This is a genomic window from Allostigmatella hybrida, assembly GCF_020103775.1.
Taxonomy (GTDB): Bacteria; Myxococcota; Myxococcia; order Myxococcales; family Myxococcaceae; genus Hyalangium; species Hyalangium aurantiaca.
The window spans coordinates 338,212-361,888 of sequence record NZ_JAHXBH010000002.1; the positions used below are offsets into that span (position 1 = coordinate 338,212).

Genomic DNA, 23,677 nt, shown 5'->3' on the forward strand with positions numbered 1-23,677 from the left:
TCCATCTTCAGGCTGCACTCCACCCCGTGTAGCGGGCTGCACACCCCGGTGGGGGCGCGGGGCGGCGGCCAGGCCCATCCCCTCGGAAGAAGGGGGGCTTCCCGGCTGGCCCTGTTGGTGCATTGCTCACACGCCATGTACCGGGAACGCGCCGCCACCCCTTTTGACGGCCTTCGCGCCGCCCAGCCCAGCGAGCACGCCCGCTGGCTGGCGGAGCCCGATGAGCCCGCGCTGCGCGAGCTGCTCCACGCGCGCTACGCCGGGAGCTACTCCTACCGCTTCCTCCATGAGCCTGGAGGGGCCTCGCGGCTCTGGAGGGCCGGCGCGCTGCTCAGCCTGGGGGAGTTCGACGCCCAGGGCACGCTCCTCTGGCACACGGGGCTGTGGTGCAAGCCGGGGCGGGACTCCCTGGACTCGGGGCTCTCCATGGCCCTGCCCAGCCGGCGCACCGCCATGGACCGCTCCGAGCACGAGCGGCTATGGAGCCACCTCTTGGAGCTGCTCAAGGCGCGCGTGGGCTTCCTGCACCAGCAGACGTCCACGCTGCACCTCATGGCGCAGCGCTACGCGTCGCGCCTCATGCGGGCCGTGCCGGTGGGCCTCATCGTCGACTACACCGAGGGGGAGACGCTGGTGGGAGTGGAGGGCTCGGGCCTGCCGATGCAGGCGCTGGCGATGACGACGGTGCTCGCGCCGCTGCCTCCGCGCCGGCGCTTCCTGCCCGCGGGGCCGTGGGGGGAGTGGCTCGCGTCCATCCTCGCCGCCTCGGGCCTGCCGGGGACGGTGGAGCTGACGCCGCTGGAGCGCCGCCCTCGCGCTGGGGGCCTCGTGCTGCGCCCGCTCGACTGGAACGAGTCCCTGCGGCTCGAACGGCGGGAGCTGGTGGGGCCTGCCGGAGAAGGGCAAGGGGCCCCGGCGCTCCCGTCCTCGCGGGCGCGCGTGGACCTCGTCCACCTGTCCATGGGCGAGCCCCAGCGGGTGGCCGAGGCCACGCCCGTGCTCCTCGCGGCGGGCTACCTGCCGACGAGCCTCCGCCCGCGCCTGGACGCGCCCGACGACATCGTCTTCCAGCACCTGCCGGCGCCGGAGCGCGCGCGCGAGGCGGTGGGGCGGGCGCGGCTGGACGGCGAGGCGGCCCGGGCCCTGTGGAGCGGATGGGTGGAGCGATGCGCGCGAACTTCGTAGACACGCTCCTCGCGCGGCTGGACGGCGAGGTGGCCACCATCTGGGCCACGGTGCTGCTGCGCATCGACGCGCGGCCCGACGTGGCGCGGCTGCGCGGGGCCTTGCGCGCCCTGGTGCGCGAGAGCGAGCGCCTCAACGTGGCCTGGGACGACGCGCGCGGTGCGTGGGTGCCCGCGCCGCGCACGGACGAGGCGGTGGACGCGGCCCTGCTGGAAGGCGCCGAGCCGCTGGACGAGCCCGAGGCGGTGACGCGGGTCATCAACACCCGGGTGGACCTCGCGAGGGACGTGCCGCTGCGGCTGCACCTCCACCCCCTGGCCGATGGCGCGCCAGGCCCGTGGCTGCTCGCCATCCAGCTCCACCACGCGATTGGGGACGCCAAGGCGCTCGCCCACCTGCTGGAGCGGCTCTGGCTGCACTGCGCGGGGCGCGCGCCGGAGTCGCCCCCGCTGGGCCCCTCGACGCTGACGGATGGCAAGGTGCTGCTCGCGGCGCTGCGCGGGCCGGGCCGGGTGCTGGGCCTCGCGAGCCCCCGCCGCCGGCTCCTCGCGCAGCGGGGCCTGGGCCTGCGCCGCAGTGGAGACACCGCGGGACGCTCGTTGATGGCGACGGCGCGCCTGACACTCCCGGCTGGCCGCACGGACGTCCAGGCCTCGGAGGTCTTCTTCGCCGCGCTGCTGGCGGGCGTCGCGCTGCGCGAGCCCACGAAGGACGGGCTCATCCGCCTGCGGGTGCCGGTGGACCTGCGGCGCAAGCTGGGGCTGGGGCGGATGCTGGGCAACGGCTGCTCGACGGTGCCGCTGGAGCTTCCCCTGCGGGAGGTCCGCGCCCGGCTGGAGGACGCGCCCGCCCTGGCGGCGCTGATGCGCCAGGCGCTGCGGCGCGTGCTCGACGAGGGCGTGCACTGGACGACGGCGCTGGAGTGCATGGCGGTGGCGCGGCTCGCCCCGGGGCCCGTGCTGCGGCGCAACGCGCGCCCCGGGCTGGTGGCCGAGCCCCGCACCAACACGCTGGTGGCGACCTACCTGGGGCGGCTCGACAAGCACTTCGTGGACGCGCCCTTCCGCATCCACTCCATGCGCAGCCACACGGCCACCTGGGGCGCGACGGGCCTGGGCTTTGGCGACACGCTCAACATCAACACGGCGACGTTCGAGGGACTGTGGACCCGGGGCGAGCTGCGCGACTTCACCGAGCAGCTTGCGGGCTGGGCGTCCTCGGGCTTCGGGCTTCCTGCGGAGGTGGTGGGACCATGAAGGGGCTTCGCGACGCGCCCGCGCTCTACCTGGGCTTCATCTCGCTGCACCTGCTGCTGGGGCACCTGGGCTCCAGCCTCGTCTACCGCCTGCGCTTCGGCCGCAGCCCGCTGGCCTACTGGAGCACCGGGGCCGACTCCGCCCACACGCGCCTCACGCGGCGCATCAGCGGCGCCTCGCTGGTGTGGGCTGGCTCGGTGGTGGCGGCGGCGGTCTGGCCGCGCTGGTCCGAGCTGCCCTGGGGCCGGCCCCTGCTGGCCCTTCCGCCGGAGGTGGGCTGGGCGTTGGGCGTGCTCGGGCTGGTGGGCATGCTGGCGGCGCAGTACGGCATGGGCGCGACGTTCCGCATCGGCGTGGACGCGGGGGAGGCCCCGCCCGTGCTGCACGAGAGAGGACTCCACCGCTCCTCGCGCAACCCCATCTACGTCTTCTCCTACCTGTACCTCGTGGGAGCCTCGCTCTGGGCTCCGTCGCTGGTGACGCTCGGGGCGTGCGCGGTGCTGGGGGGGCTGTTCCACGGGCTGGTGCTCCAGGAGGAGCGCTACCTCTCCGCCCGCCTCGGCGAGGCCTACGCGCGCTACCGCCAGCGCGTCCCCCGCTACCTCTGAGGCCCCATGCAGCCCGCCCTCGCCCCCGTCTCCGCTTCACCCGCTGCCCCCGCCGGGCCGGGCCCCTCCCGCGACGAGCTGGTGGAGCTGCTGCGCATCCGCCCCGCGCGGGCTCTGGGCATGGCGGCCCTCCACCTGGGCGTGTGGGGGCTGGCCGGCGTGGGGCTCGCGCACGTCAGCGGCTTCTGGCTGAAGCTGCCCCTGTGGCTGCTGGCGGCCCAGGGCGTCATGGGGCTTATCCAGCTCGGCCACGACGCGTGGCACGACACCCTCTTCCCGAGGCCCTGGCAGAACCGCCTCTTCGGCAACGGGCTCAGCCTGCTCGTGGGCATCGCCTACGAGCCGATGCGGCACGGCCACCTCGCGCACCACCGCTGGAACCGCACCGGGAAGGACCCTGACGCCTACAACGCGGGCCGCCGCTCGCCCGGGCTGTGGGCACTCTTCTACGCCACCGTGCTGCTGGGCCTGCCGCTCAGCCTCGTCTACTTCAACGTCCTCTACCCGGTGCAGCACTTCGCCGCCGCCCGCCTGCGCCGCCATGCGCTGGTGCTGCTCGGCTACGGGGCCTTCTATGCACTGCTCTTCTGGCTCCTGGCGGGCCACGGGCTTCTCGGGGGCGCGGTGGAGTGCTGGCTGCTGCCGGTGCTCTTCGCCAGCCCCCTCAACGGGCTCAAGTCCATCTCCGACCACCACGCCAACGTCTGGCGCGGCGACCGCTTCCACACCGCGACGACGGTGCGCAGCACCCGGCTCGTCACCTTCCTGTGGAACGGCCTCAACCACCACCTGGACCACCACCTCTACCCGCGGGTGCCCGGCTACAACCTCGCGCGGCTGCACGCGCGCCTGCGCCCCGAGCTGCTCGCGCGCGGGGCCCCCGTCTTCGACAGCTACCTCCACGTCATGTGGCGGGCCCTCCTGGCCGGCCCCAGGGTGGTGGAGGAGGACGTGCGACTCGTCACCCTGGAGCGAAAGCGCCCATGAACGCCCTGCGCCGACTGTACGCGGACATCCGCTACGAGGACGGCCGCTGGCCGCTGTCCCGGTGGGACCTCAACCTGCGCTACATCACCAAGAGCCTCCTGCACCTGCCGGAGCCGCGCTCGGCCGAAACCGGGGAGCACTTCGCGCGCGTCGCCCGGCACCTCGCCTCGGGGAGCTGGCGGCACGCGGGCGCGCCGGAGCTCCGGCTGAGCGCCGTGGGCGACATGATGTGGATTCGCAGCGGCTTCCACCGCGCGCTCTCTCCCGGCGTCCGGGAGGTGATGGCGGGGGACGCGGTGGCCTTCGCCAACCTGGAGACGCCGGTGGACCCGGCACGGCCCGTGCCCCGGCTCGTCTACGAGACGCTCCACTACAACGCCCCGCCGGACTACCTCGCGGCCTGGGAGGGCACGGCGCGCCACCGCGTCTTCTCCCTCTGCAACAACCACGCGCTCGACCAGGGCGCCGAAGGGCTGGAGCGGACCCGGGGGACGGTGCGGGCCTCCTCCCAGCACCGCTGCGTGGGAGGCCCCCGGCCGGAGGACGCGGTGGCCGCCCTGGAGGTGGACGGGGTGCGGATGGGCATCGCCGCCGTGACGTATGACATCAACCACCTCGTGGGGGCGCCGCCCGCCGGGGTGCCGGTGACGCGGCTGGGCAGCCTCCTCCACGCGCCAGACTGGGAGCGGCTGGGCGCGCTCATCGACGCCGCTCGCGCGGTGGGGCCGGACCTGGTGGTGCTGATGCCGCACTGGGGCTTCGAGTACGAGTACTGGCCCGAGGCCCTCCAGCGCGAGCACGCCTACCGGCTCATCGAGCGCGGGGCGGACCTCCTCCTGGGCTCCTCGCCGCATGTCCTCCAGCCGGTGGAGTGGGTGTCCATCGACGGCGCGGACGCCACATGCCCCACGCAGGTGCGCCGGGGCGGGCCCGCGCGGATGGGGCTCATCGCGTACTCGCTGGGCAACTTCCTGAGCATCATGCCCACGCTGGCGTGCCAGACGGGGGCCGTGCTGAAGCTCGCGCTCGCCCGGGACGCGCGGGGCGTGCTCCAGCCGGTGGATTTGCGCGCGGTGCCCACCGCCTGTGGACGGGGACTCGGTGGGGAGGGGTTCCTCGACGCGGGCGTGGTGCGCCTGGACGAGCTGCCCCCCCAGCGGGCGGCGCCGCACCTCGCGCATGCTCGGCGGACGTTGGGCGCGCTGCTTTCGGACCGGAGGGACTGAGGATGCCGTCGATTGAGGAGCAGTTGGAGGCGCTCACCGCCGGGATGGCGCGGCAGGTCGCGAGCTGGCTGCCGGCGGTGACGCCAGAGCGCTACGTGGCGTTCCTCGACATGATGTACCACTACACGCGGCGCAGCGGAGACCGGCTGCGGCTCGCGGCCGAGCGCGCCACGCTCCCCGAGCTGAAGGCCTTCTTCGCGGAGCTGGCGGGGGACGAGCAGTCGCACTACCTGCTGGCCAAGGCGGACCTCGCGGCCTTCGGGCGCGAGCCCTCGTCCGACACGCCTCGCGAGGTGGCCGGCTTCCACGCCTTCTGGGAAGAAATCGGGCCGGAGCGGCAGCTCGCCTTCCTGGGCGCGCTGCGCGTGCTGGAGGGCGTGGCGCGGCACCTGGGAGGCGAGGCCCGCCAGGGGCTGGGGCGGCTCGGGCTGGAGCGGACGAAGGCGCGCTTCATCCTCGTCCACCTCGACGTGGACCTGGAGCACGGCGCGCGGGCCCAGGCGCTCTGCGCGGCGCTGGGGGCCGGGCACCCGGAGCCGCTGCTCGAAGGGGCCCGGCGGGCCGCCGGCTTCTGGGTGGCCATCCACCGCGCGGCGCTGGCCGGCGAGGCGCGGCCCTGAGCGGGCGCCTCAGCGCACCCACCGCACCCGGTGAGGAAAGGACAGTGTCCACTGCCGGTAGGGCACGTGCGGCAGCACCCGCTCCACCCGGTGCACCGCCGTCACCTGACGTCACTGAACGCCACCGGACAGAAAACCGCCCTACTTCCGAGTACTTGGGAAGCAGGGCAAGTGACCCCGACAGGAATCGAACCTGTGGCCTGCGGTTTAGGAAACCGCCGCTCTATCCAACTGAGCTACGGGGCCGGACGACTAAAGCTGCGGAACTCCTTGTTCTTTCTGGTGAGCCCTCGCCTGCCGCCGCGAGCGCTCCGGCCTTGTACGTAATCCGTACGTAACCGGCCAGAAAGGTACGACATGCCCCAGTGGACCGGAAGATGGGCCGGAGGACGGACCTACCTGGACCGCCACGGCAACACCCGTTGGCAACTGGAGCGGATGCACAACGGCGTCCGTTATAGCAAGCGACTGTCCGCGCGCAACGAGTCTGACGCGCTTGCCGAACTGGCTCTGTTCGACCGTGACCCTGACGCCTACCTGACGAAGGCCGAGGCCGCCGAGAAGGCCGCCTCCGAGGCGGTCCTGATGGGGTGGCCCGCTTCCTCGCCCACCTCAAGGCCGAGGGGCACACCGAACGCTACCGCCGGAATGTGCGGACGTACCTGGCCCAGTGGGCCGAGGTGCTCGCGGGCCAGGACCTCCGCAAGGTGACGCTCCAGCAGCTCAAGAGCGAGCTGGCGAAGCACCCGGCCGCGAGGAAGCACTGGATCATCGCCATCAAGAGCTTCTTCTCGTTCCTGCGCGAGGTGGAAGCGGTGCTCTCCCCGGCCCAGGACGCGACCCTCGGCCTGAAGGTGCCCCCTGCGCGCCCCGAGAAGGCCCGGCGGAAGAAGGGCTACACGATGGCGGAGGTGGAGGCGTTCTACCGCGCCATCTCCGGCTGGGAGTCCCCCAAGCTCGGCGGCATGAAGACGGACGTGCGGGCGGTGCGGGACCTTCTCGTCCTTCACGCCAAGACCGGCATGCATCGCAGTGAGATCGAGCGCGTGGCCGAAGGGAACTGCGAGCTGAAGCTCGTGGACCACCCGGAGATTCGCGGCGTGGTGCGCTTCACCCATAAGAGCAGGCGCGTCCACATGCAGAGCCTCGACGCGCAGACCCTCGCGGCGGCGCAGCGGCTTCAAGCACGGGGAGGAGCCCCGGCCGACTCCTGGGTGAGGAAGGTGCTCCGCCATGCCGCGAAGAATCTGGAACGCGAGCCGCTCAAGCTCGGCCAGATGCGCCATTCCTTCGTGACCTGGGCGCTGACGAACGGTGTGGAGATCCGTCCGGCGGAGGGCGGCGTCCCCATCACCACCGTGGCTGCCATCGTCGGACAGACCAGTACGAGCACGACGGCGCGGTTCTACGACGTGAGCACGGTGAAGCCGCTCATCCGTCTGCCGCTGCGGCTGGAGCACTCGGAGGATCCGGCTCTTCTACTCGACCGGCAGCTTCGCAATCTCGGCAGCTAAGCCATCCGGGGTAAGTTCGTTCAGGGGTCAGCGCGAAGCGCAAGGAGGCGGAGCCGTCCCGAGCGGCGCAGCCTGCGCAGCAGCCGTACGGTATCAGGGTAGAACGCTTCGCGCTGCTGGGTGAGCATCCTGCTGAAGTAGGTGTCCTTGAGGTGCTCCCAGTATCCCTCAATCCAGTTGAGGCTCTCGGAGGTGTAGCGCGGTAGCCAGAAGGGGCGCACACCTCACCTCGACCAGCTCAGTGGACAGACTGATGCCTTTCGTCATCTTGCAGTTCCTCCTCGGGTGGGTGGCGTGGTCGCACCTCGACGATGCGGCCTTCTCCGAAGGCAGGAAGAGTCCCGCCACATCCGCAGCGGGACCTCTCCCCGAGCACTACAGCCCGTGCCTCACCCGGTCCCGAAGATGCTCGGCCAACGCGAACAGGATGGCCGCCGTCATCCTCCAGGTGAGAGTCGAGGCCAACAGCTTCCTCGCGGCGCTCAGCATGGCGTTCACCCCCTTTCCGCCTGGCTGATCACGCCTCGCCCGCACAGCGATAGGTACGGGGACGAAGCCTTCTCCTCGGTCCTTATCCCGCCGGGAGAGAGCCGATTTCCAGGGCGAGCTGTACCGTGGTGCAGCGGCAGTGCAGCATCGCCTTCGGCTGTAGGCTGAAGATGAGGGCCGGAACGTCATCGTCTCTGGGGCGACCTTCCCGTAGACTGGAGCCCTCCTCGCTCCGGAAAGCGTCTTATGGCAACTCGCCTGGGCGTCACGCTCCTGCTCCTCGTCCTGCTCAATGCGTGCGCCACGCCGCGTGTCATCCGCCTCGACACGGGACAGGGTTCGCCCCTGGAGTACAGGCCGTCCTCCTCGAGCAAGTCCGTGAAGGTGGACGCGGAAGCATTCGAGGAGGCGCTCGCACGGCTGGTGCTGGAGGTGCCCCTGTCGCTCCGTGCTCCTCAGCAAGGTTTGCTGGTGCGCGCCTCCCACCCGGGTAGCAGTGCTGACACCCGATGGCAGCGCCTGATGCGCAAGAGCTTCAGCGGCCTCTGCGAGCCGGGCCAGCGCGGGGACCACTGCCTCTCCCTGCTCGACATCGGGCCTGGCCTGGGCGAGTGGGACAAGCTGGGGGTCGCCCTGGGGCTGTCGCTGGAGCCCCTCAAGGAGAGCATCGCCCGGGCGGTGGAGAAGACCCTGGCGCCCCAGCTCTTCTACACCGTCATCGCCACGGGCCTCGCCACCTGGGCCGTCCTGGCGGCGAATCCCGAGCCGGTGTTCACCAAGGCGGCGGCCATCGTCTCGGCGGTCCTGCTCATCTACCTGGGAGTGGAGACGTTCCTGGAGGTGGTGGACGCGAGCCGGGAACTGAAGCGGGCCACCGACCGAGCCACGACGTGGATTGAGTTGGAGCAGGCGGGTCATCGCTTCGCGAACCGGGTGGGGCCGGAGGTGGCGCGCGTCTTCGTCCTCGCGGTCACCGTGGTAGTGAGTCAGGGCATGACCGGAGGCGCCGCGTGGCTGGCCTCGCGGCTGGCGATGCTGCCCAGCTACATGGAGGCAGCGGCGGTCGGGGCCTCACGGGTGGGCATCAGCCTTGCGAACGTGGGGCAGGTGAGTGCGGTAGCCGTTGAAGGGAGCACCGTCATCGTCTCCCTGCCCGCTGCGGCGGTCGCCATGACGGCCCGGGGCGTGAGAGGCGCAGCGGGAGTCAGTCCTGCCGGCTTCAGGTCCTGGGGCTCGTTCAGCGGCCTCAAGAGTGCCTTGGGTCCAGCGGGTCCGGGGAAGCAGTGGCACCACATCGTCGAGCAGGCGCCAGGCAACGTGGAGCGATTCGGGCCGCATGCCCTGCACAACACCGAGAACGTCATCCCGCTGGAAGAAGGGCTGCACACCCAGATCAGCGCCTTCTACTCGCGAAAGCGCTTCTTTATCACCAACTCGGAGAATCTGACCGTCCGAGAGTGGTTGAGCACGCAGTCCTTCGAGACTCAGCGTCAGTTTGGCTTGCAGGCCATCGAGAACATCAAGAAGGGAATCTGGCGATGACCATTGAGGAGCTTGTTGAGGAGTTCGCCCGAAACGTAGCCGCGCAGACCGATGCGATCTTTCGCGGGGATACCAGCACCGGAGATGAGCACGCTGAACGTTACATCTCTGCTTTCAAGAAACTGCGCTCCGCTGGAGACGCAGGGCGGGATGCTCTTGCAGTGCTGCTGGAACATCCTCGCATGGATGTGAGAGTCGGAGCTGCCGCATGCCTGCTCCGCCATCGGACGGCAGAATCCAAGGCGGTGTTGGAAGCAGCGGCGAGGGGGGAGGGGCTCGCTGCGTTCGAGGCTGCCCAGGTGTTGAAGAACTGGGAGAACGGCACCTGGGCCTTGGACCCGGCATGACGCTGCGCAACCTCCTCCGTTCATGCGTGGCGGCACACGCGCTTGAGTTCGCACAGGAGTACCACGCGGAGCGTGAGGCACGCAGCGGCTGAGCGCTCCGGCGCTACGATCCCTGCTCCAGGACATCGGCCAGCCAGTGAAGTCGCACGACTTCTCCTGCGATGAGGAGGTCATTGTAGCCGTCGTGCAGTAGTTGGAGTTTCTCCGCTCCCCCTGTGTCGATGCCCTGAAATGACTCTGAGATGCTCTGGAGACCCGAGTCAACGACAGCCAGGAGTGGCCGCACCGCGAGCGCGTCCGGACCGAGCGCTGTGAGATACTGGGACATCCTCGTCACCGCCTCGACAATTCGTTCGCGCACCTCGCTCATGCGTTCCAGTTCGACACGCGCGAACTCCGTGAGGGCCTCCTGCCCCAGCGGGTCCACCTCCATCCCTCCGGCGGCATCCGCCACATGCGCGGACTCATCAAGCATCAGACCGAAGTGAGCCTGCCCCGGCCTCCTGAAGGCGCAGCGGCTGGTGCGTCTCCCGGGTGAGGTACTCCACGGGGCCATCCCCCTGGAGGGGAACGGTTCGCTGGAACCGCACCGAGAGCGGGGCTCCCACTGGACGGCGCACGGCCAGCGCCGCGGCGTGCCGCGTGGAAGGCCGGAACCGCACGAACTGCCAGTGCGAGGGCTCATCCACCAGGCGAGGATCAAACGAGATCCGGGCGGGAAGTCCCGCCGGAAGCTCGAAGGCGAACTGCTCCAGCGGCAGGGAGAGCCCCATGCCCCGGGCCTTGATGTAGGCCTCCTTCAAGGTCCAGTAATCGAAGAAGCGCTCGCGCTGCGCATGCTCCGGAAGCGCTCGAAGCGAGGCCACCTCCGCGGGGGCGAAGAAGCTGTCCGCGATCCCCACCGTCTCTCCCTTCCGCTCCGCGTCCTCCACATCCGCGCCCACATCCACGTCGCGGGCCACCGCGCAGAGGGCCATTCCGTCCGTGTGGGAGAGGTTGAAGCGCAGCCACGGCTTCTCCTCGCCGCGGATCTCCGGACGTCCATACGTGTTGGCGACGAAGGACCAGGCCCCAGGGGCCACCGGGGCATAGCGCGACAAGGTGAGCCGCACGAGCGCATGGGAGACCAGGTACTGCAACCGGTGCTTCTCGAAGTGGAACCGCTGCTGCTTCTCGCGCTCCGGCGCATCCAGCAAGGCCCGGTAGGACGCCAGCAATCCGGCATCGGTGATGCGCTCGGGCTCAACGATCCAGACGTGGACCTCATCGGGTGGCAGCGTCAACAACGGCGGCGTGGGGGCGGACGTCGGCATGGCGCCCTTAGCGAAGCAGTCTCCGCCCCCTTTGTCACGGAGCCTCTCGCGGGTGCCCCTGGAGCTGCGTGCGCACGATCGAGAACACGGCATCACTCACGTCCGCCCCCCCTCCCCCGGCCTTCGACACGCGCACCAGCATCCGGGACGAGGCGATGTTCGGCACCCGCCAGGGATAGCTGCCCTGGCTTGCCGGAAGTTCGAAGGCGATGGGCACCCAGACGGTCCCACCATCCGAGGAGAAGGCGAGGTCCACCGCGGGCAAGGGGCTCTTGAGCGCCCAGCGGATGCTGACCCGGCTTCCTCCCACCCAGGACTCTCCTCCGTTCGGAGACAGCACCTGGAGCACGTCCTCGACGGGCGCCGGGGTGTTCTCCACCTCCAGCCCCAGCGCGAAGGTCAGGTCGGTCGAGTTGCTTCCCACCTGCTTCACCATCACCGTGATGAGGTTCTCCCCCACCCGGAAGGGCGAGCCAGAGAGCGCCAGCTTCTCCCGGATGTATTGGTTGTTCGTCGAGCCCGAGGCGAAGGTCTCGAAGTTGAGCCCCTTGGCCATGTTCCGGGAGAAGACGGGCACCTCGTTGACCCACACCTGGATGCCATCGTCGAAGAGCACCTCCAGCATGGCCGCCGAAACGGGCTTGGCCAGCGAGAACTTCTTTCGAAAGTAGACGGAGGGTTGAGAAGGCACCGTGGCGGTGAGCACCGTCCCCTCGTCTCCATCTCCGAAGCCCAGCTGTCCGGGCCCGGACTTCCACTGGGAATCGTCATAGCTGGCCGAGAGCCAGGCGGTGCCCCGATCCACGTTGGTGTCGTCGTACTTCCACACATCGCTGAAGGCGAGGGTGCGGGAGAACTTCGGCGCCACCTTCTTGACCATCACCCCCTTCGCCACCGAGGGGACGCCCTCCTGGCTGATCAAAAACAACATGTAGGGCCCCGGGGGGGCCATCACGTTGCTCTCCGGCGCGGTGACGGTGAGGCCCGCCTGGGTCACGGTGTGCGGCAGCGTGAGAAAGCGCAGGTTCGAATCGAAAGCGTGCGTCACGGAGCCCAACGCAATCAACGTGACCTTCTTGATCTGATCCGCGTTGGGCGTTCCGACGTCAAAGGACGTTCCGGGCGTGAGTTCATCCGGTGCCGCGGTGAGGGTGGGACGCGGCCCCTGGAAGAGGTAGGGAGGCTCGAAGACTTCCGCAGTGCGCACATTGCGGCCTCCCGCGCTCAGCACCCGCCCGTCCGGCAACAGCAGCGTGGTCGAATGGTATCCGCGAAAGGCGTTGTTGCTGGCCAAGGTCTTCCAGACATTGATCTCCGGATCCCACACCTCGGCATGACGGACGGCACCGTCGGGGTTGTTGAACCCTTCCAGACTGCTTCCGCCCGTCACGAGGACCTTGCCGTCCGGCAAGAACATCGTGTTGTGCTGCCGCCGGGCGATGCTCATAGGGCTCTGGTAGCTCCAGCTGGGCGATGGCAGGTTGAGATCAATCAGCTCCACGGTTTTCGTGGGAGGATTTCCGCCACCCGTGGAGAGCACCTTTCCGTCGAAGTAGACGCTTCCCCCGTAGGATCTGCCGCCAAACTGGCTGTACGGCGCCTCGAACCAGGTGCCGGTTCCCTCCGGGTCCAGCCACTGGCTGGAGCGCCAGGGCCCCGCGAAGAAGAGCTTGTTGTTGGGGGCCAGGAACATGTGAGGGTAATACGGAATCTTCCTCTGGGCCGTGGACAGGTTCACCCAGGTGTTGGACCCAGGCACGTAGCGCTGGGGCAGCTCGTTGAACAAGCCCTCCCCGTTCGTCTCCCCGGAGAGCACCAGTACCTCGCCATTGGCCAGGGTGGTGTTGTTCGGGTACCAGCGCTTGTCGTTCATGTCGGGCACGGCGTCCCAACCATTCGTCTTCGGATTGAAGAGGATGGCATGGGGCAAGCCGTTGTGGCTGTCCACGTGCCCGCCCGTGATGAGCAGCCTGCCATCTTCGAGGAAGGAGTGCCCCGCGCAGAAGATATTGAACGGAGGCACGGGAAGCGGCGTGAGCGTGTTGGCCACGGGATCCCACAGCCGGGGGGATAGTTTGCCCTCGTCGAACTCCCCGAAGAACATCACCTTGCCACTGGGCAGCAGGTGCGTGTGTGTGGCGGAGATGGGCCATGACATCAGCGGTGACCACCGCCCAGCTTCAGCGGCGGGTTGAGCCACCGCGAGGCCGCCTTGCAATCCCAACCACAGCCCAACCCATCCAGCCCTGACGCCCATTACTCCCATGGGGCTCTCCCTTATATCCCAGGGCCGTAACCTAAGTGCCTGGGCTCCCCTGCCAACCCTCCCTGGGGTGCCTGGCATTGCGAAGAAGAGGACACCGGGCCACGCTCCGAAGCGTTCAATGACAAGCACACCCACGCCCTTCCAGCCAGGTTGCCCTTGGGCCTCTGGAGTTCAAGGTTTTGCGCGGTTAGCAACCTGGGGACAGCCTGCTCCCTTCCCTTCCAGGAGTGGTGATGGAGCTATTTCCCATTCAAATCCTGTTCCTCGTGGTGTTGATGAACCGGTACATCCTGGGTCCCTTGATGCGGCGGGTCCGGAGGGATCAGTTCGATGCCACGAATGATGACTACGAGCCCACGGTGGCCATCATCATTCCCCTCTTCAATGAAGGCGAAGGCATCTACCACGCCATCCACAGCCTGCTGTTACAGGACTACCCCCCTGACAAGCTGTCGATTGTCGTGGTCGATGATTGCTCCAAGGACGACAGCCATGCCTGGGCCCTGAAGGCCGCCGAGAAACACCCCAATGTCCTGGTGATGCGCAACCCGGAGAACATGGGCAAGCGCAAGGGCATCAACCGGGGGGTGCGCGCCACCCGCTCGGAGATCGTCGTCTCGGTGGACTCGGACGTCATCGTGGACCGGGGCGCCGTGCGGCAGCTCGTCCGGCGGTTTCTCCACCCTCGGATCGCCGCGGTGGGCGGGAGGACCTATGTGACGAACCGCCACCAGACCTGGCTCACGCGGATGGTCGAGATCAAGTTCCACTTCGCCCAGGAGTGGCTCAAGGACCTGGAGCGGGGATTCCGCTCGGTGATGTGTCTGTCCGGGTGTCTGACGGCCTATCGCCGCCATGTGCTGGAGGAGCTCGAGCCCATCCTGGAGGCGCGGGCCATCGCCGGGGTCGCCATCAAGTACGGAGAGGACCGCTTCCTCACCCGGCAGATCATCAAGGCGGGCTATGAGACCCTCTACACCACGGACGCGGTCTGCTTCACCGCCGCCCCCACCCACCTGCCGGGGTACTTCGCGCAGCAGCTGCGCTGGCGCCGCTCCAACCTGGTGGACATGCTGGGCGGGCTCAGCCACGCCTGGCGGCTGCACCCCGTGGTGGCGGTCCACTATGTCTCGCAGCTCGGGCTGCTGCTCGCCTACCCCGTCGTCATCGTCCACAACGTGTTGACCGGGGAGTTCTGGGACATCCTGGCCATACACGTGCTCGTGGTGGGGCTCATGGGCTTCATCTACCGCTGGGAGACGCGCCACCTGCCGGAGGACCGGCGCGTCCCGGGCCTGAGCTTCCTGCCCATGGCCCTGTTGATGCCCGTCACCTACGCCCTCTTCACGCCGCTGGCGCTGTTGACGCTGGATTCGGGCAGCTGGGAAACGCGGGGCGCGCCGTCCACGAACGCGGACACACCGGCACCGCCTGATACCGCCCTGCTGCCCACTCAGACCGCAGGGGGCCTCTCATGAACCAGCAGGTCGCCAACAAAGTGAACGCGCTGGCCGTCAGCGCCTACAAGGCCCTGGGAACCTGCCTGCTGGTGGTCATCCTCCTGAGCTTCATCACGTACCTGGGCATGCAGGCGTTCTTCCTCGTCAGCGAGGGCTGGGTCGTCCCCACCGTCATCGCCCCCACGGACCCGGAGATTCTCCAGCTCAACTCGCAGATCGCCCAGCAGGCCGCCGCCCGCTCTCAGCTGATGGCGGACCGGCGCGATGTCCAGGCCCGGCTCGCGAACGCCGAGCGGACCCTTCTTGCCGAGCAAGCGTTTCAGGAGCGCTTCCAGGAGGCCCTGAAGGGCGAGCGCGCAGCGCGCGCTCAGGCCCTCCAGCGTTTTTCCACCCTGCGGCGCCAGTACGAACACGCCCAGGGAGAGATCTCCGAATCCGCCCGGGCTTTCTCGGGCATGGCGCGCGTCCGGACCCAGACCCTTCACGGCGCCCGCATGCTCGACCAGGAGGCCTACCTCACCTCCAACCACCAGCTCGCGCAGATGGCCCAGAGCCAGCTCACCCTGGCCGAGCACGCCGTGGACCTGGAGAACCGGCTGGAAGGCCTGCAACGCGAGCTGCTCGGCTTCGACAGCGTCCAGGCACGGGGGCCTTCCCGGAGCCCGCAGGTGACCACCGCGGCCCTGCTGCTGGAGCGCGAGTACACCCGGTCGCTGCTGGAGCAGGCGCGCGCGGAGAACACCCGCTCCGCCCTGAAAGAGGATCTGCAGGGGCTCGACGAAGCCGTGGCCCGGTATGACCAGCTGCTCAAGACCCTCCGCGACTCCCCCTACCTGCGCGCCTTCGAGGGCAACCTGACCGTGGCCTTCGTCCCCTATGGCAACCTGGATGCGTCCCCGCCAGGCACCCCGCTCTATGCGTGCAGGGCGAAGCTGGTGTGGTGCCATCAGGTGGGGGTGGTCGGCCAGACCCAGGAAGGTGAAGTGTCGGTGAAACACCCCATCCGGCAGCACTTCGTGCGCGGGGTGATGGTGGAAGTCCACCTGCAGGATGGTTTCTCCGCCCAGGAAGAGCTGCTCCACCTGGGCCACCCCCCGCTGCTGCTGTAGTGCTCAAGGAGGCAGGCATGAAGAGATCCATCGCATGGGGGGTCCTGCCCTGCTTCGCCGCCCTGCAGCTGGCGAGCGCGCAGCCGCGCCCCTCCGTTCCGGAAGGCACCCCAGGCCCGCCCGCCTGGTGCGAGTTCACGCGAAGCGTGGCGGCCGCCGAGTCCGCAGTGCTGCTCGCGCCCGAGGTCTTCGGCAGCGCCGGCGTGGTGAACGCGGGGGATGCCTCCGGCGACACGCCCCTCGGCACCCAGACCCTTCGGCTGACCGCGGGCCTGAGCTACAACGTCGTGAGCGCCTACCGGGGCGTCACCCTGCGCCGCCGCGCGGAGGCCGAGTGCCTCCGCTACAAGGCCTTCTCCGCGCTCCAGCGCGTGTTCCAGGCCGGGCCGGACCTCGGCGCCGCCCCCGCCCTGGCGGCGCGCCTGTCGGTGCTCGAGGCCGCCCTCCCCGAAGGCGCCCGGTTGCTCGAATCGCTGCGGGCGGATCTCCGTGAGGGACGGGCCACCGTGGAAGAACTCAACGGGCTGCAGCTCCGGCTGGAACAACTCCGTGCCCTGGCCCACGACACCGCCCGTGAGCAGGAGCGCCTGGCCCACCTGCCACCGGCCTCGGGCCAGCCCCTCCCCGCCCTGCTCCAGGAGCTGCATGCGGCGGACGATGAGGTCGAGCGGCTCACCGGCACGCTGCGCCGGGCCGCGGCCTGGGACATCCGCCTCCGGGGCGGCTACGACGAGCTGATCGACGTGCGGCAGGACGTGCCCCTCTTCGGGGTGCTGACCGTCTCCTACAACCTTGGCGGGGGGTGGCAAGCCCAGGCCAACGCCCGCGCTCGCAGCGCCCGCCAGCGGGCCTCGGCCGAGGAGGTGGAAGGCTTTCCCCAGCGGGTAGAGCGGATGCTCCAGGACCTGCGCACCACCCAGCGGCTCGAGGAGACACGGCTGCGCGAGGTGTCCGTGCTGGCCAGCGACCTGGAAGGCCAGCTCCGGGAAGTCCAGGCCCTGGAGACGGTGAAGGTGCGCCGCTTCCGCGACTACCTCGTGCTGGAGGTGGCGCGGCTGCGCGCCGAGCAGGCCTGGCTGCAGGCCCACCTGGAGGCCCTCAGGGCCCTGCTCGGAAACACCGCCCCATGAGACGAAACCCGCTGCTCCTGGCGCTCGCCTTGCTCGCCCCTTCGCACCCTGCATGCACGCGCGAGAGGCCCCCGCTCACGCGCACGGCCCTGCATCAGTTGCACGTGACCCAAGGGGCCTTGAGCGAGGCGGCCGATGGCAGGCTGGCCGTCGAGGTGTCCAAGGTCCGCGCCGTGGTCCCCGGCCTGGATGATGCAACCGCGGCCGAGCTGCGCTTCACGTACCTGGGGCCCACCCGGGTGCAGAAAGCGCTCGCCTCCGGCGAGTCCCGCCAGCAGCTCGGGCTGAAGCTGCGGGCCCAGGATGGATGCAACGTGGTCTACGTCATGTGGCGGCTGAGCCCCAAGGCTGGGCTCCACGTCTCGGTGAAGTCCAACCCCCAAAACCATACGAGCGCCGAGTGCGGAAACCGGGGGTACACGCGGGTCCGGGCCCAAAGAGAAGTCCCTGTGCCCGAGCTCGTCCCAGGCGCTTCACACACGCTCTACGCTGAATGGGAGGGCCCGGCCTTGCGCGTCCAGGTGGATGGCGTCCTGGCGTGGGAAGGCACCCTGCCCCCCGAGGCGCTCGACTTCGAGGGGCCCGTGGGGCTGCGGACGGACAACGGCCGCTTCGAGCTGGAGCTGCTCACCCAGCAGCGTTAGCCGTCACGCCGGGGCGACAGCCTGGGGCAGGGCCGTGGCGCGCCATGAGACGCCACGGCCCTCGCGGGCCCTCAGAGCTGGGTCTGGGCCTCCCGGACCGGCTGCTGCCGCCGCTCACGCTCCGCGTCCGGCAGGCACTTGGCCTCGATGGACAGGCCGTTGGCCGAGCACTGGCCCCCGTCCTGCAAATCGAACTGCCACCGGTGCCGCGGGCACAGGAGGTACCGTCCCCCCTCGACCCAGGCTTCGGTCAGGTCCGCACCCTGGTGCGGGCAGAACCGCTGGATGGCGTAGCGCTTCCCCCCGGCCGTCACCACGGTGCGCTCGCGCCGCGCCTCCGCGGCGAGCAAGTCCTGGCAGAACTCCCCCACGTCCTCGATCTCCAGGCCCAGGAAGGCATGGAGGATGGGATCGTAGACATCCGGCGTGCGGCTCATCCGGTGCCGGAACGAGAGCAACAGCTCCTCCCAGGTCAGCTTCCGCTCCAGCACACGCGAGATGTCCGGGGCCGCCACCCTCATCGTGTACCGGCTGCGCTCCTTGATTTCCGGAACGATGTCCACGCGCCGCAGCCGGAAGTCCACCCGCAGCCATTGTCCGGGCAGCTCGTTCAGGCCCATGTACAGAGGCATCCCCACCCGTCCGTGCAGTTCCAGGCGGTCCAGCTTGCGCCGCAGCTCCATCTGCAGCTGCCCGTGAATCACCTCCGCCTCGGCCCGGAGGATGTTGCGGCGCCGCTCCCGGAACAGGTGCGCCATGTCCGAGGCATAGGCGTGCAGGTAGTCCGGCAGGTTCTCGTCCGTGAGGCGCTCGGGCGACTGGTGAACCCACTCCAGGCTCGTCCCCTCCAGCACGTCGCCAGGCATGGGCTCGAGGTACCGCGTCGAGACCTGGGGCAAGCGTTCCTTCAGGAAGGCGAACAGCTCGGGGGCCCGGGGGAAGATGTTCACCTTCTCCAGGTTCAGGTGAAACAGCGCGGGGTCCAGGAAGCAGGCGGGGCCCGCCGCGGCCAGGAAGGCCCGGGGGTTGACCGTCTGGATGGCCCGCGCCACCGCCTCGAACTTGCTGGCGCGCTTCTTGAGCGAGATCTCCTCGTACACCTCGCGCGAGTACTCGTAGCAGGTGGGGTGCCAGATGGCGCCCGAGAACTGGGCGGAGAAGAAGTCGATGGAGCCCTCGGACTCCACGATTCGCGCCAGCCGGTCGTGAATCTTGCAGTCGTTGAGGTTGAGAAAGGATTGTCCGTCTCCCCTCACCAACACCCCCGAGTCCCGGTTCGTCCCGGACTCCGTGAGGAACAGCTTGATGTAGCCGCCTCCCGGCACGGGGATCTCCTGCCCGTCCCGGCAGGAGATGATCCGCTTGCAGCCGTACGCCTGGAGCGTGTCGCGCAGCGCGGACCGCTGGAACTTCGGAATGAGCACCGAGAAGTCCCGCTTCGTCAACGTCTCGAGGAACTCGGGATCGAAGTGATCCTGGTGCTCATGGCTGATGTACAGGTACCGCTGCTTGGGTGATGACTCCAGCAGCTCGCGCACTTGCGGCGCGAGGTGATGGTTCCTGGGCAACTGCATCCACGCAGAATCGAATGCGCCCCTGGGTGACAGCCAGGGATCCATCACCACCACGGCGCTGGACGTTTCAACGACAAAGCCAGCATGGCCGATAAACGTGATCCGCATGAACCTGTTCCCCCCACACGGGCACCGCAAGCTGCCGTGCGCAGCTTGCCCCAGTGCCGGTGACAACTCGCAGGCTGCCCTGCGGCGCTAGCAAGACTGCAATCTTACGAGCGCACGGGCATGTGTCCTGGGGTCGGAACCCGAAGTTCATTAAAAACCATCAAGGCTGGATTTCCCGGACACTCATCCATTTGAAATCCACATCCTTGGCGTTGTCCCACCGGAAGACGGCGATGGGACCGCCCCAGGTGATGGGCATGGCGTCCTCGAGGCCATCGCACTCGGAGGCATCCCCACCCCAGTCCCCGGCGTCCACCATGTCGTAGACCTTCTTCCACGAGACCTTGTCGGCCGTGTCATCCACCCACAGCTCCAGCCGCACGGCCGGGGCGCCCTCCACCTCGACGTTGCGGATGATGGCCTTCAGGCCCACCCAGCGGCCCTTGAGCGGGGCCACCGCGTCGATGTAGGGCGCCTGCTCGTAGCTGACGTGCCATGTCTCCTTCTGCCAGCGGACGCGCCCGTCGTAGTGCAGCGCGCCCTTGTAGGAGGAGCCCTCGCACGGCACCGAGTCCGAGTGCCGGCCGCCGCGGGCGTACCAGTCGAAGTTGTCCGTGGCGTCCGAGACCGCGTTGAGCTTGACGTAACCCGTCATCTCCACGTTCTTCCAGTCGCTGGGCGATTGCATGTAGCCCTGCTCCGCCAGCACCTCCCGGTCGTAGGTGGGAATCTGGAAGGCCTTGAGGCTCGCGGAAGTGAAGACAGACATCCGGACCTGGTTGGATTTCATCTTCCAGGAGCCATCGGTGTTCAGGGTAATCTTGCTCTGGGGATCAAAGCGCGCGTCCTTGGTGGGCTCCGCCCCCATGAACCAGGACTCCCCCCCCTCTTTGGAGGGGTAAAGCATTGTTACGCCGAAGACGTCCTTCTCCTCTGCCGGGGCGGGCGGGGGCTCCGTAGATTCCACTTCGGGCGCGGACACCCCAGGTATCGTCCCAAGGGAGGGAACAGGCACGCTCGACGTAGGGGACTCTGGATCCGGATCCTCCACGCCACCACATCCCCCATTGAGAAGAATCACCAGGCATGAAACAATCGCGATACATGGAATTTTATTCAAGACGCGCTCCTTATCGATTGCAGCGGGGCCGGCGCCGTCTTGCTGCCCAAGAAGGATAAGTCTCCTTCGCCATGACCGAAGCCACGGCCATTCCAGGAAGGGCCCGGCCGCCCGATGGGCCATGTGTCCCCTCAGAAGGGGAAAGGCCATTCATCGAGCCAACCGCTGAATCCCAGCCGGGAGGCGTTCTGGACTCACATTTCTGTGATTTCTATGGTTGTAACACCGCGCGCGCGGAGATGCTCACGCGCGCGAGAGTTCGATGAAGCGGAGCCACGAGCCCACGGCCTCTTCGAACTCTTCCAGTGTCAGATCCAGCGAGCGGCCCGGAACCGCGTACTCGCTCACGATGGCCGCACGGGCCCGGTTGAGGCTCACGCTCCACGCCTGGCCCTCGGTGTCCCAGGAGGAACGCCGGCCCACCCTCAGGGCCTGGATGGTATCGAGCACGCGCCTGCAGACCGGTGCGTTCGTTTGCAGTTCTTCCGACAGGTACCCAGCCAGCACGTCATGTGGTGGCTCCGCCAGTACTGTCGCATCCCCGCGCTGATCCCAGGTAAACCGCAGCTTCTGCATCATGCCGCCCCTCCTCCCGGACGCGGGAGTGTCTCACGGAGCCGCGGCCCAGCCACTTTGCCCACCAGGGAGGGGCCCCCGCGTTTGCCGACCATCGGATACAACCGCCCGGCGGAATGATGGGTACCGGGCACTGGGACTCGGCAGGCAGTGGTTCCGTCACCTGGAGAACGCTCGTCCTGCGCGGGGGGCCCCGTGAACCCCGCCCTGCCTGGTGACGGCTGTCACCAGGGGCGAAACGTTGTCACCAGGGGATTTGGCCCGCCAAGCTACTAAAGCCTTGAAAACAGGTCTGTCCGGGATGTATCTGGTTTGGCACGCCGGATGCTTCGGGTCCGGTCCGGCAGCGCGTTCATCGGACGCGACGTCGAATCCCTTTCGTTTCATCACCCCCAAGGAGCACATCATGCTGCGTACGAAGCTGGTCCGTTGTTTGTCATTGCTGGGTGTCGTGGGTGGACTGAGTGGCTGCGCCACCGAGCCGTTGGAGACCGCGGAGGACCTCGGACAGGTCCAGGGCGAGGCCAACGTCACCAGCATCACCGAAGGTGACTATGTCATCCGCTCCGCGCGGACCGGCAAGTGTATGGACATCGCCGCGTCCGGCACCGCGGATGGGACGAAGGTCCAGCAGTGGGACTGCAATGGGACCAACGCCCAGAAGTTCACCATCTCGCCCACGTCGGATGGGTACTGGAAGATCATCAACGTCAACAGCGGCAAGGGGCTCGACGTCAAGGGCGTGAGCTACGATCAGAACGCCGAGATTCACCAGTGGTCCTACGTCGGTGGGGCCAACCAGCAGTTCCGGTTCGTGAACCGGGGCGGCGACCGGTTCACCATCCACCTGCGCCACACGGACATGGCCATCGATCTGTACTGGGGCTCGGCGGACAACGGGACGGTCTACGTGCAGTACCCCTACAGCACCTACGACAACCAGCTCTTCACCCTCGATAAGGTGAGCGGCGGCGGCACGACGCCTCCCCCCACGGGCAACGGAATCGCCTCGGTCCTGAGCGAGGGCACCTTCAACTCCATGTTCCCCAGCCGCAACGGCTTCTACACCTACCGGGCGCTGGTGGACGCGGCCAACACCTTCCCGGAGTTCGCCACCTCGAGCGACCTCGGCATCCGCAAGCGTGAGGTGGCCGCCTTCCTGGCCAACATCGCCCACGAGACCGGCAACCTGGTCTACATCGAGGAGATCAACAAGAGCGTCATGTGCGACACCAGCTGGGGCCCTGCCGGCTGCGGCTGCGCGCCGGGCAAGATGTACTACGGCCGGGGCCCCATCCAGCTGTCGTGGAACGGCAACTACTGCGCGGCCGGTAACTACCTGGGCGTGGACCTGAAGAACAACCCGGACCTGGTGGCCCAGAACGCCACCATCGCCTGGCGCACGGGCCTGTGGTTCTGGATGACCCAGTCGGGCGCCGGCTCCATGCCCGCCCACAACGCCATCATCAACAACGCGGGCTTCGGGCAGACCATCCGCTCCATCAACGGGGCGCTGGAGTGCGATGGCCGTAACCCGGCCCAGGTCGACAGCCGCGTCAACAACTACAACCGCTTCCTGCAGATGCTGGGCGGCACCGCCGTCGGCAACAGCCGCTGCTAAGGCGCCTCCCACCGGCCTCTTCGGCGAAAAAGAAGAGGCCGGACTCCGCTGGGTTTCCCCCGCGAGGTCCGGCCTCTTGAAGTGGGCGCAGCAGGGTTTGAACCTGCGACCCCTGCCGTGTGAAGGCAGTGCTCTACCGCTGAGCTATACGCCCGTGCCGCGTTGCGACGGGGGGGTAAATGCCATCCGCCCCCCCCGACTGTCAACGCTATTTCTCGCCTCCCTCTTTCGAATCGTTCCCCCGCCGGGGGTCACTTCTGGGCGAGCTCGTCCAGCTTCTCGTCCAGCTCCCGGAGGCGGCGCTTGAGGCCCGCAAGGCGCTTGCCCACGGTCTTGAAGTCCCCGGGGGTGGCGACGTGGAGCGTCCGCATCAGCTCCTCGTGCCCCTTGTCGAGGGCCTGCTTGCCCCGCTGCACCTTGCCGATGGCTTCGGCGATCTGCATGGCGCGCTTCTCGTCCGCCATGAGCCTCTCCACCGCTTTGGCGGAGAGCCCCAGGGCCCGCTTCTTCAGGTCACTGCCGATTCCCATCGAGGTGCCGTCCCTTCCTTCACCGCTCGTCCGCGTACTCGGTCTGGAGCTGCGCGAACACGCGGTCCGCGATGCCCTTGAACCGCATCCGCTCGATGAGCGGCTGGAGATCCCCCTTCACGGCGATGCGGCGCCGGAGCACCGCCTCCACCGGATCCAGGGTGCCCTGCAGCAATTGCTTCCACACCGAGAAGGGCGCCCGCGCCACATAGGCGGGGTCGAACTCCTCCAGGTCGTCCGGATCCTCCAGGATCCGCAGCTTCACGATGCGGCCGTCCTTGGGTACGAGGTAGGCCACGAACGTCCGGTCCAGCTTCCCCGGCTCGGCGTCCACCACGGCCCCAAAGTCCCCCTGCCACCCCTGCCCGGCCTGGGCGGCCTCGGGGTCCGCGTTGGTGAGGCGCACCGCTTCCTCACACCATTCCTTCGACGGGAATCTCGGCATCTCGCCC

General features: G+C 68.5%; 22 protein-coding genes and 2 tRNA genes. 14 read left to right on the forward strand and 10 right to left on the reverse strand.

Features of this window, described 5'->3' with window-relative positions:
- Positions 1-135: 135 nt before the first annotated feature.
- The 6 genes from KY661_RS06545 to KY661_RS06570 are packed head-to-tail and all read left to right on the forward strand — an operon-like array spanning position 136 to position 5,882.
- Positions 136-1,185, forward strand: a complete 1,050-nt coding sequence (locus tag KY661_RS06545) for a hypothetical protein (RefSeq protein ID WP_225409383.1) — start codon at positions 136-138, stop codon at positions 1,183-1,185.
- Positions 1,167-2,441: a condensation domain-containing protein gene (locus KY661_RS06550; protein WP_225409498.1), complete on the forward strand. Its 1,275-nt coding sequence runs from the start codon at positions 1,167-1,169 to the stop codon at positions 2,439-2,441. Before KY661_RS06545 ends, KY661_RS06550 begins: the two co-directional genes overlap by 19 nt.
- Positions 2,438-3,049, forward strand: coding sequence for a methyltransferase family protein (locus tag KY661_RS06555; protein WP_225409384.1), 612 nt, complete (start codon positions 2,438-2,440; stop codon positions 3,047-3,049). Before KY661_RS06550 ends, KY661_RS06555 begins: the two co-directional genes overlap by 4 nt.
- 6 nt (positions 3,050-3,055) lie before the next feature.
- Positions 3,056-4,036, forward strand: a complete 981-nt coding sequence (locus KY661_RS06560) for a fatty acid desaturase family protein (protein WP_225409385.1) — start codon at positions 3,056-3,058, stop codon at positions 4,034-4,036.
- On the forward strand, positions 4,033-5,262 hold the full coding sequence (locus KY661_RS06565) for a CapA family protein (protein WP_225409386.1): 1,230 nt from the start codon (positions 4,033-4,035) through the stop codon (positions 5,260-5,262). Before KY661_RS06560 ends, KY661_RS06565 begins: the two co-directional genes overlap by 4 nt.
- Positions 5,263-5,264: 2 nt before the next feature.
- The gene (locus KY661_RS06570) at positions 5,265-5,882 is read left to right on the forward strand and encodes an iron-containing redox enzyme family protein (RefSeq protein WP_225409387.1); all 618 of its coding nucleotides are present in this window, start codon (positions 5,265-5,267) and stop codon (positions 5,880-5,882) included.
- A gap of 172 nt (positions 5,883-6,054) precedes the next feature.
- Here KY661_RS06570 and KY661_RS06575 read toward each other — a convergent pair.
- Positions 6,055-6,128: transfer RNA gene (locus KY661_RS06575), tRNA-Arg, on the reverse strand.
- A gap of 344 nt (positions 6,129-6,472) precedes the next feature.
- On the opposite strand from KY661_RS06575, the gene KY661_RS06580 reads away from it, so the two are divergent.
- The 3 genes from KY661_RS06580 (at position 6,473) to KY661_RS06590 (ending at position 9,774) form a co-directional block, all read left to right on the forward strand.
- Entirely contained in the window at positions 6,473-7,396 is a 924-nt protein-coding gene (locus KY661_RS06580) for a tyrosine-type recombinase/integrase (RefSeq protein WP_225409388.1), read from the forward strand.
- 735 nt (positions 7,397-8,131) lie between these two features.
- Positions 8,132-9,427, forward strand: coding sequence for a SitA5 family polymorphic toxin (gene sitA5 / locus KY661_RS06585; protein WP_225409389.1), 1,296 nt, complete (start codon positions 8,132-8,134; stop codon positions 9,425-9,427).
- On the forward strand, positions 9,424-9,774 hold the full coding sequence (locus tag KY661_RS06590) for a DUF2019 domain-containing protein (RefSeq protein WP_225409390.1): 351 nt from the start codon (positions 9,424-9,426) through the stop codon (positions 9,772-9,774). The genes sitA5 and KY661_RS06590 overlap by 4 nt, the downstream gene beginning before the upstream one ends.
- 103 nt (positions 9,775-9,877) lie before the next feature.
- Here KY661_RS06590 and KY661_RS06595 read toward each other — a convergent pair whose 3' ends face one another.
- From KY661_RS06595 to KY661_RS06605, 3 genes are read right to left on the reverse strand one after another with little or no spacing between them, the layout of a single operon-like run.
- Positions 9,878-10,249 (reverse strand): hypothetical protein, encoded by a 372-nt coding sequence (locus KY661_RS06595; RefSeq protein WP_225409391.1) that lies wholly within the window; start codon positions 10,247-10,249, stop codon positions 9,878-9,880.
- Positions 10,242-11,087, reverse strand: a complete 846-nt coding sequence (locus KY661_RS06600; RefSeq protein ID WP_225409392.1) for a 4'-phosphopantetheinyl transferase family protein — start codon at positions 11,085-11,087, stop codon at positions 10,242-10,244. The genes KY661_RS06595 and KY661_RS06600 overlap by 8 nt, the downstream gene beginning before the upstream one ends.
- Before the next feature lie 34 nt (positions 11,088-11,121).
- Positions 11,122-13,245: a galactose oxidase-like domain-containing protein gene (locus KY661_RS06605; protein ID WP_225409393.1), complete on the reverse strand. Its 2,124-nt coding sequence runs from the start codon at positions 13,243-13,245 to the stop codon at positions 11,122-11,124.
- Positions 13,246-13,586: 341 nt separating this feature from the next.
- On the opposite strand from KY661_RS06605, the gene KY661_RS06610 reads away from it, so the two are divergent.
- Genes KY661_RS06610 through KY661_RS06625 form a run of 4 tightly spaced genes read left to right on the forward strand, consistent with a single transcriptional unit; the run spans position 13,587 to position 17,696 of the window.
- Complete coding sequence (locus KY661_RS06610; RefSeq protein ID WP_225409394.1) at positions 13,587-14,831, forward strand: glycosyltransferase; 1,245 nt, start codon at positions 13,587-13,589, stop codon at positions 14,829-14,831.
- Positions 14,828-15,922: a coiled-coil domain-containing protein gene (locus KY661_RS06615; RefSeq protein ID WP_225409395.1), complete on the forward strand. Its 1,095-nt coding sequence runs from the start codon at positions 14,828-14,830 to the stop codon at positions 15,920-15,922. Before KY661_RS06610 ends, KY661_RS06615 begins: the two co-directional genes overlap by 4 nt.
- A 17-nt stretch (positions 15,923-15,939) precedes the next feature.
- Positions 15,940-17,052, forward strand: a complete 1,113-nt coding sequence (locus KY661_RS06620; protein WP_225409396.1) for a hypothetical protein — start codon at positions 15,940-15,942, stop codon at positions 17,050-17,052.
- Entirely contained in the window at positions 17,049-17,696 is a 648-nt protein-coding gene (locus tag KY661_RS06625; protein ID WP_225409397.1) for a hypothetical protein, read from the forward strand. The genes KY661_RS06620 and KY661_RS06625 overlap by 4 nt, the downstream gene beginning before the upstream one ends.
- A 71-nt stretch (positions 17,697-17,767) precedes the next feature.
- Here KY661_RS06625 and KY661_RS06630 read toward each other — a convergent pair whose 3' ends face one another.
- From KY661_RS06630 to KY661_RS06640, 3 genes are all read right to left on the reverse strand, one after another.
- The gene (locus KY661_RS06630; protein ID WP_225409398.1) at positions 17,768-19,378 is read right to left on the reverse strand and encodes a Rieske 2Fe-2S domain-containing protein; all 1,611 of its coding nucleotides are present in this window, start codon (positions 19,376-19,378) and stop codon (positions 17,768-17,770) included.
- 160 nt (positions 19,379-19,538) lie between these two features.
- Entirely contained in the window at positions 19,539-20,648 is a 1,110-nt protein-coding gene (locus KY661_RS37700; protein ID WP_398577149.1) for a carbohydrate-binding protein, read from the reverse strand.
- A 93-nt stretch (positions 20,649-20,741) separates the two neighbouring features.
- On the reverse strand, positions 20,742-21,077 hold the full coding sequence (locus tag KY661_RS06640; RefSeq protein ID WP_225409399.1) for a YacL family protein: 336 nt from the start codon (positions 21,075-21,077) through the stop codon (positions 20,742-20,744).
- 403 nt (positions 21,078-21,480) lie between these two features.
- On the opposite strand from KY661_RS06640, the gene KY661_RS06645 reads away from it, so the two are divergent.
- Positions 21,481-22,695 carry an RICIN domain-containing protein gene (locus tag KY661_RS06645; RefSeq protein WP_225409400.1) on the forward strand — a complete coding sequence of 405 codons (1,215 nt, stop codon included), beginning with the start codon at positions 21,481-21,483 and terminating at the stop codon, positions 22,693-22,695.
- Between the two features lie 82 nt (positions 22,696-22,777).
- Here KY661_RS06645 and KY661_RS06650 read toward each other — a convergent pair.
- The 3 genes from KY661_RS06650 to KY661_RS06660 form a co-directional block, all read right to left on the reverse strand.
- Positions 22,778-22,849 (reverse strand) — tRNA-Val (locus KY661_RS06650).
- Between the two features lie 97 nt (positions 22,850-22,946).
- Positions 22,947-23,225: a hypothetical protein gene (locus tag KY661_RS06655; protein ID WP_075008465.1), complete on the reverse strand. Its 279-nt coding sequence runs from the start codon at positions 23,223-23,225 to the stop codon at positions 22,947-22,949.
- Between the two features lie 19 nt (positions 23,226-23,244).
- Positions 23,245-23,670, reverse strand: coding sequence for an SCP2 sterol-binding domain-containing protein (locus KY661_RS06660; protein WP_075008466.1), 426 nt, complete (start codon positions 23,668-23,670; stop codon positions 23,245-23,247).
- Between the last annotated feature and the right edge of the window lie 7 nt (positions 23,671-23,677).

What these genes read in the sequence shown, in the direction of transcription:
- KY661_RS06545 (WP_225409383.1), top strand. Translation starts at nt 136, where the DNA reads ATGTACCGGGAACGCGCCGCCACCCCTTTTGACGGCCTTCGCGCCGCC.
- KY661_RS06550 (WP_225409498.1), top strand. Translation starts at nt 1,167, where the DNA reads ATGCGCGCGAACTTCGTAGACACGCTCCTCGCGCGGCTGGACGGCGAG.
- KY661_RS06555 (WP_225409384.1), top strand. Translation starts at nt 2,438, where the DNA reads ATGAAGGGGCTTCGCGACGCGCCCGCGCTCTACCTGGGCTTCATCTCG.
- KY661_RS06560 (WP_225409385.1), top strand. Translation starts at nt 3,056, where the DNA reads ATGCAGCCCGCCCTCGCCCCCGTCTCCGCTTCACCCGCTGCCCCCGCC.
- KY661_RS06565 (WP_225409386.1), top strand. Translation starts at nt 4,033, where the DNA reads ATGAACGCCCTGCGCCGACTGTACGCGGACATCCGCTACGAGGACGGC.
- KY661_RS06570 (WP_225409387.1), top strand. Translation starts at nt 5,265, where the DNA reads ATGCCGTCGATTGAGGAGCAGTTGGAGGCGCTCACCGCCGGGATGGCG.
- sitA5 (WP_225409389.1), top strand. Translation starts at nt 8,132, where the DNA reads ATGGCAACTCGCCTGGGCGTCACGCTCCTGCTCCTCGTCCTGCTCAAT.
- KY661_RS06590 (WP_225409390.1), top strand. Translation starts at nt 9,424, where the DNA reads ATGACCATTGAGGAGCTTGTTGAGGAGTTCGCCCGAAACGTAGCCGCG.
- KY661_RS06595 (WP_225409391.1), bottom strand. Translation starts at nt 10,249, where the DNA reads ATGCTTGATGAGTCCGCGCATGTGGCGGATGCCGCCGGAGGGATGGAG.
- KY661_RS06600 (WP_225409392.1), bottom strand. Translation starts at nt 11,087, where the DNA reads ATGCCGACGTCCGCCCCCACGCCGCCGTTGTTGACGCTGCCACCCGAT.
- KY661_RS06605 (WP_225409393.1), bottom strand. Translation starts at nt 13,245, where the DNA reads ATGTCATGGCCCATCTCCGCCACACACACGCACCTGCTGCCCAGTGGC.
- KY661_RS06610 (WP_225409394.1), top strand. Translation starts at nt 13,587, where the DNA reads ATGGAGCTATTTCCCATTCAAATCCTGTTCCTCGTGGTGTTGATGAAC.
- KY661_RS06615 (WP_225409395.1), top strand. Translation starts at nt 14,828, where the DNA reads ATGAACCAGCAGGTCGCCAACAAAGTGAACGCGCTGGCCGTCAGCGCC.
- KY661_RS06620 (WP_225409396.1), top strand. Translation starts at nt 15,940, where the DNA reads ATGAAGAGATCCATCGCATGGGGGGTCCTGCCCTGCTTCGCCGCCCTG.
- KY661_RS06625 (WP_225409397.1), top strand. Translation starts at nt 17,049, where the DNA reads ATGAGACGAAACCCGCTGCTCCTGGCGCTCGCCTTGCTCGCCCCTTCG.
- KY661_RS06630 (WP_225409398.1), bottom strand. Translation starts at nt 19,378, where the DNA reads ATGCGGATCACGTTTATCGGCCATGCTGGCTTTGTCGTTGAAACGTCC.
- KY661_RS37700 (WP_398577149.1), bottom strand. Translation starts at nt 20,648, where the DNA reads ATGGCCTTTCCCCTTCTGAGGGGACACATGGCCCATCGGGCGGCCGGG.
- KY661_RS06640 (WP_225409399.1), bottom strand. Translation starts at nt 21,077, where the DNA reads ATGATGCAGAAGCTGCGGTTTACCTGGGATCAGCGCGGGGATGCGACA.
- KY661_RS06645 (WP_225409400.1), top strand. Translation starts at nt 21,481, where the DNA reads ATGCTGCGTACGAAGCTGGTCCGTTGTTTGTCATTGCTGGGTGTCGTG.
- KY661_RS06655 (WP_075008465.1), bottom strand. Translation starts at nt 23,225, where the DNA reads ATGGGAATCGGCAGTGACCTGAAGAAGCGGGCCCTGGGGCTCTCCGCC.
- KY661_RS06660 (WP_075008466.1), bottom strand. Translation starts at nt 23,670, where the DNA reads ATGCCGAGATTCCCGTCGAAGGAATGGTGTGAGGAAGCGGTGCGCCTC.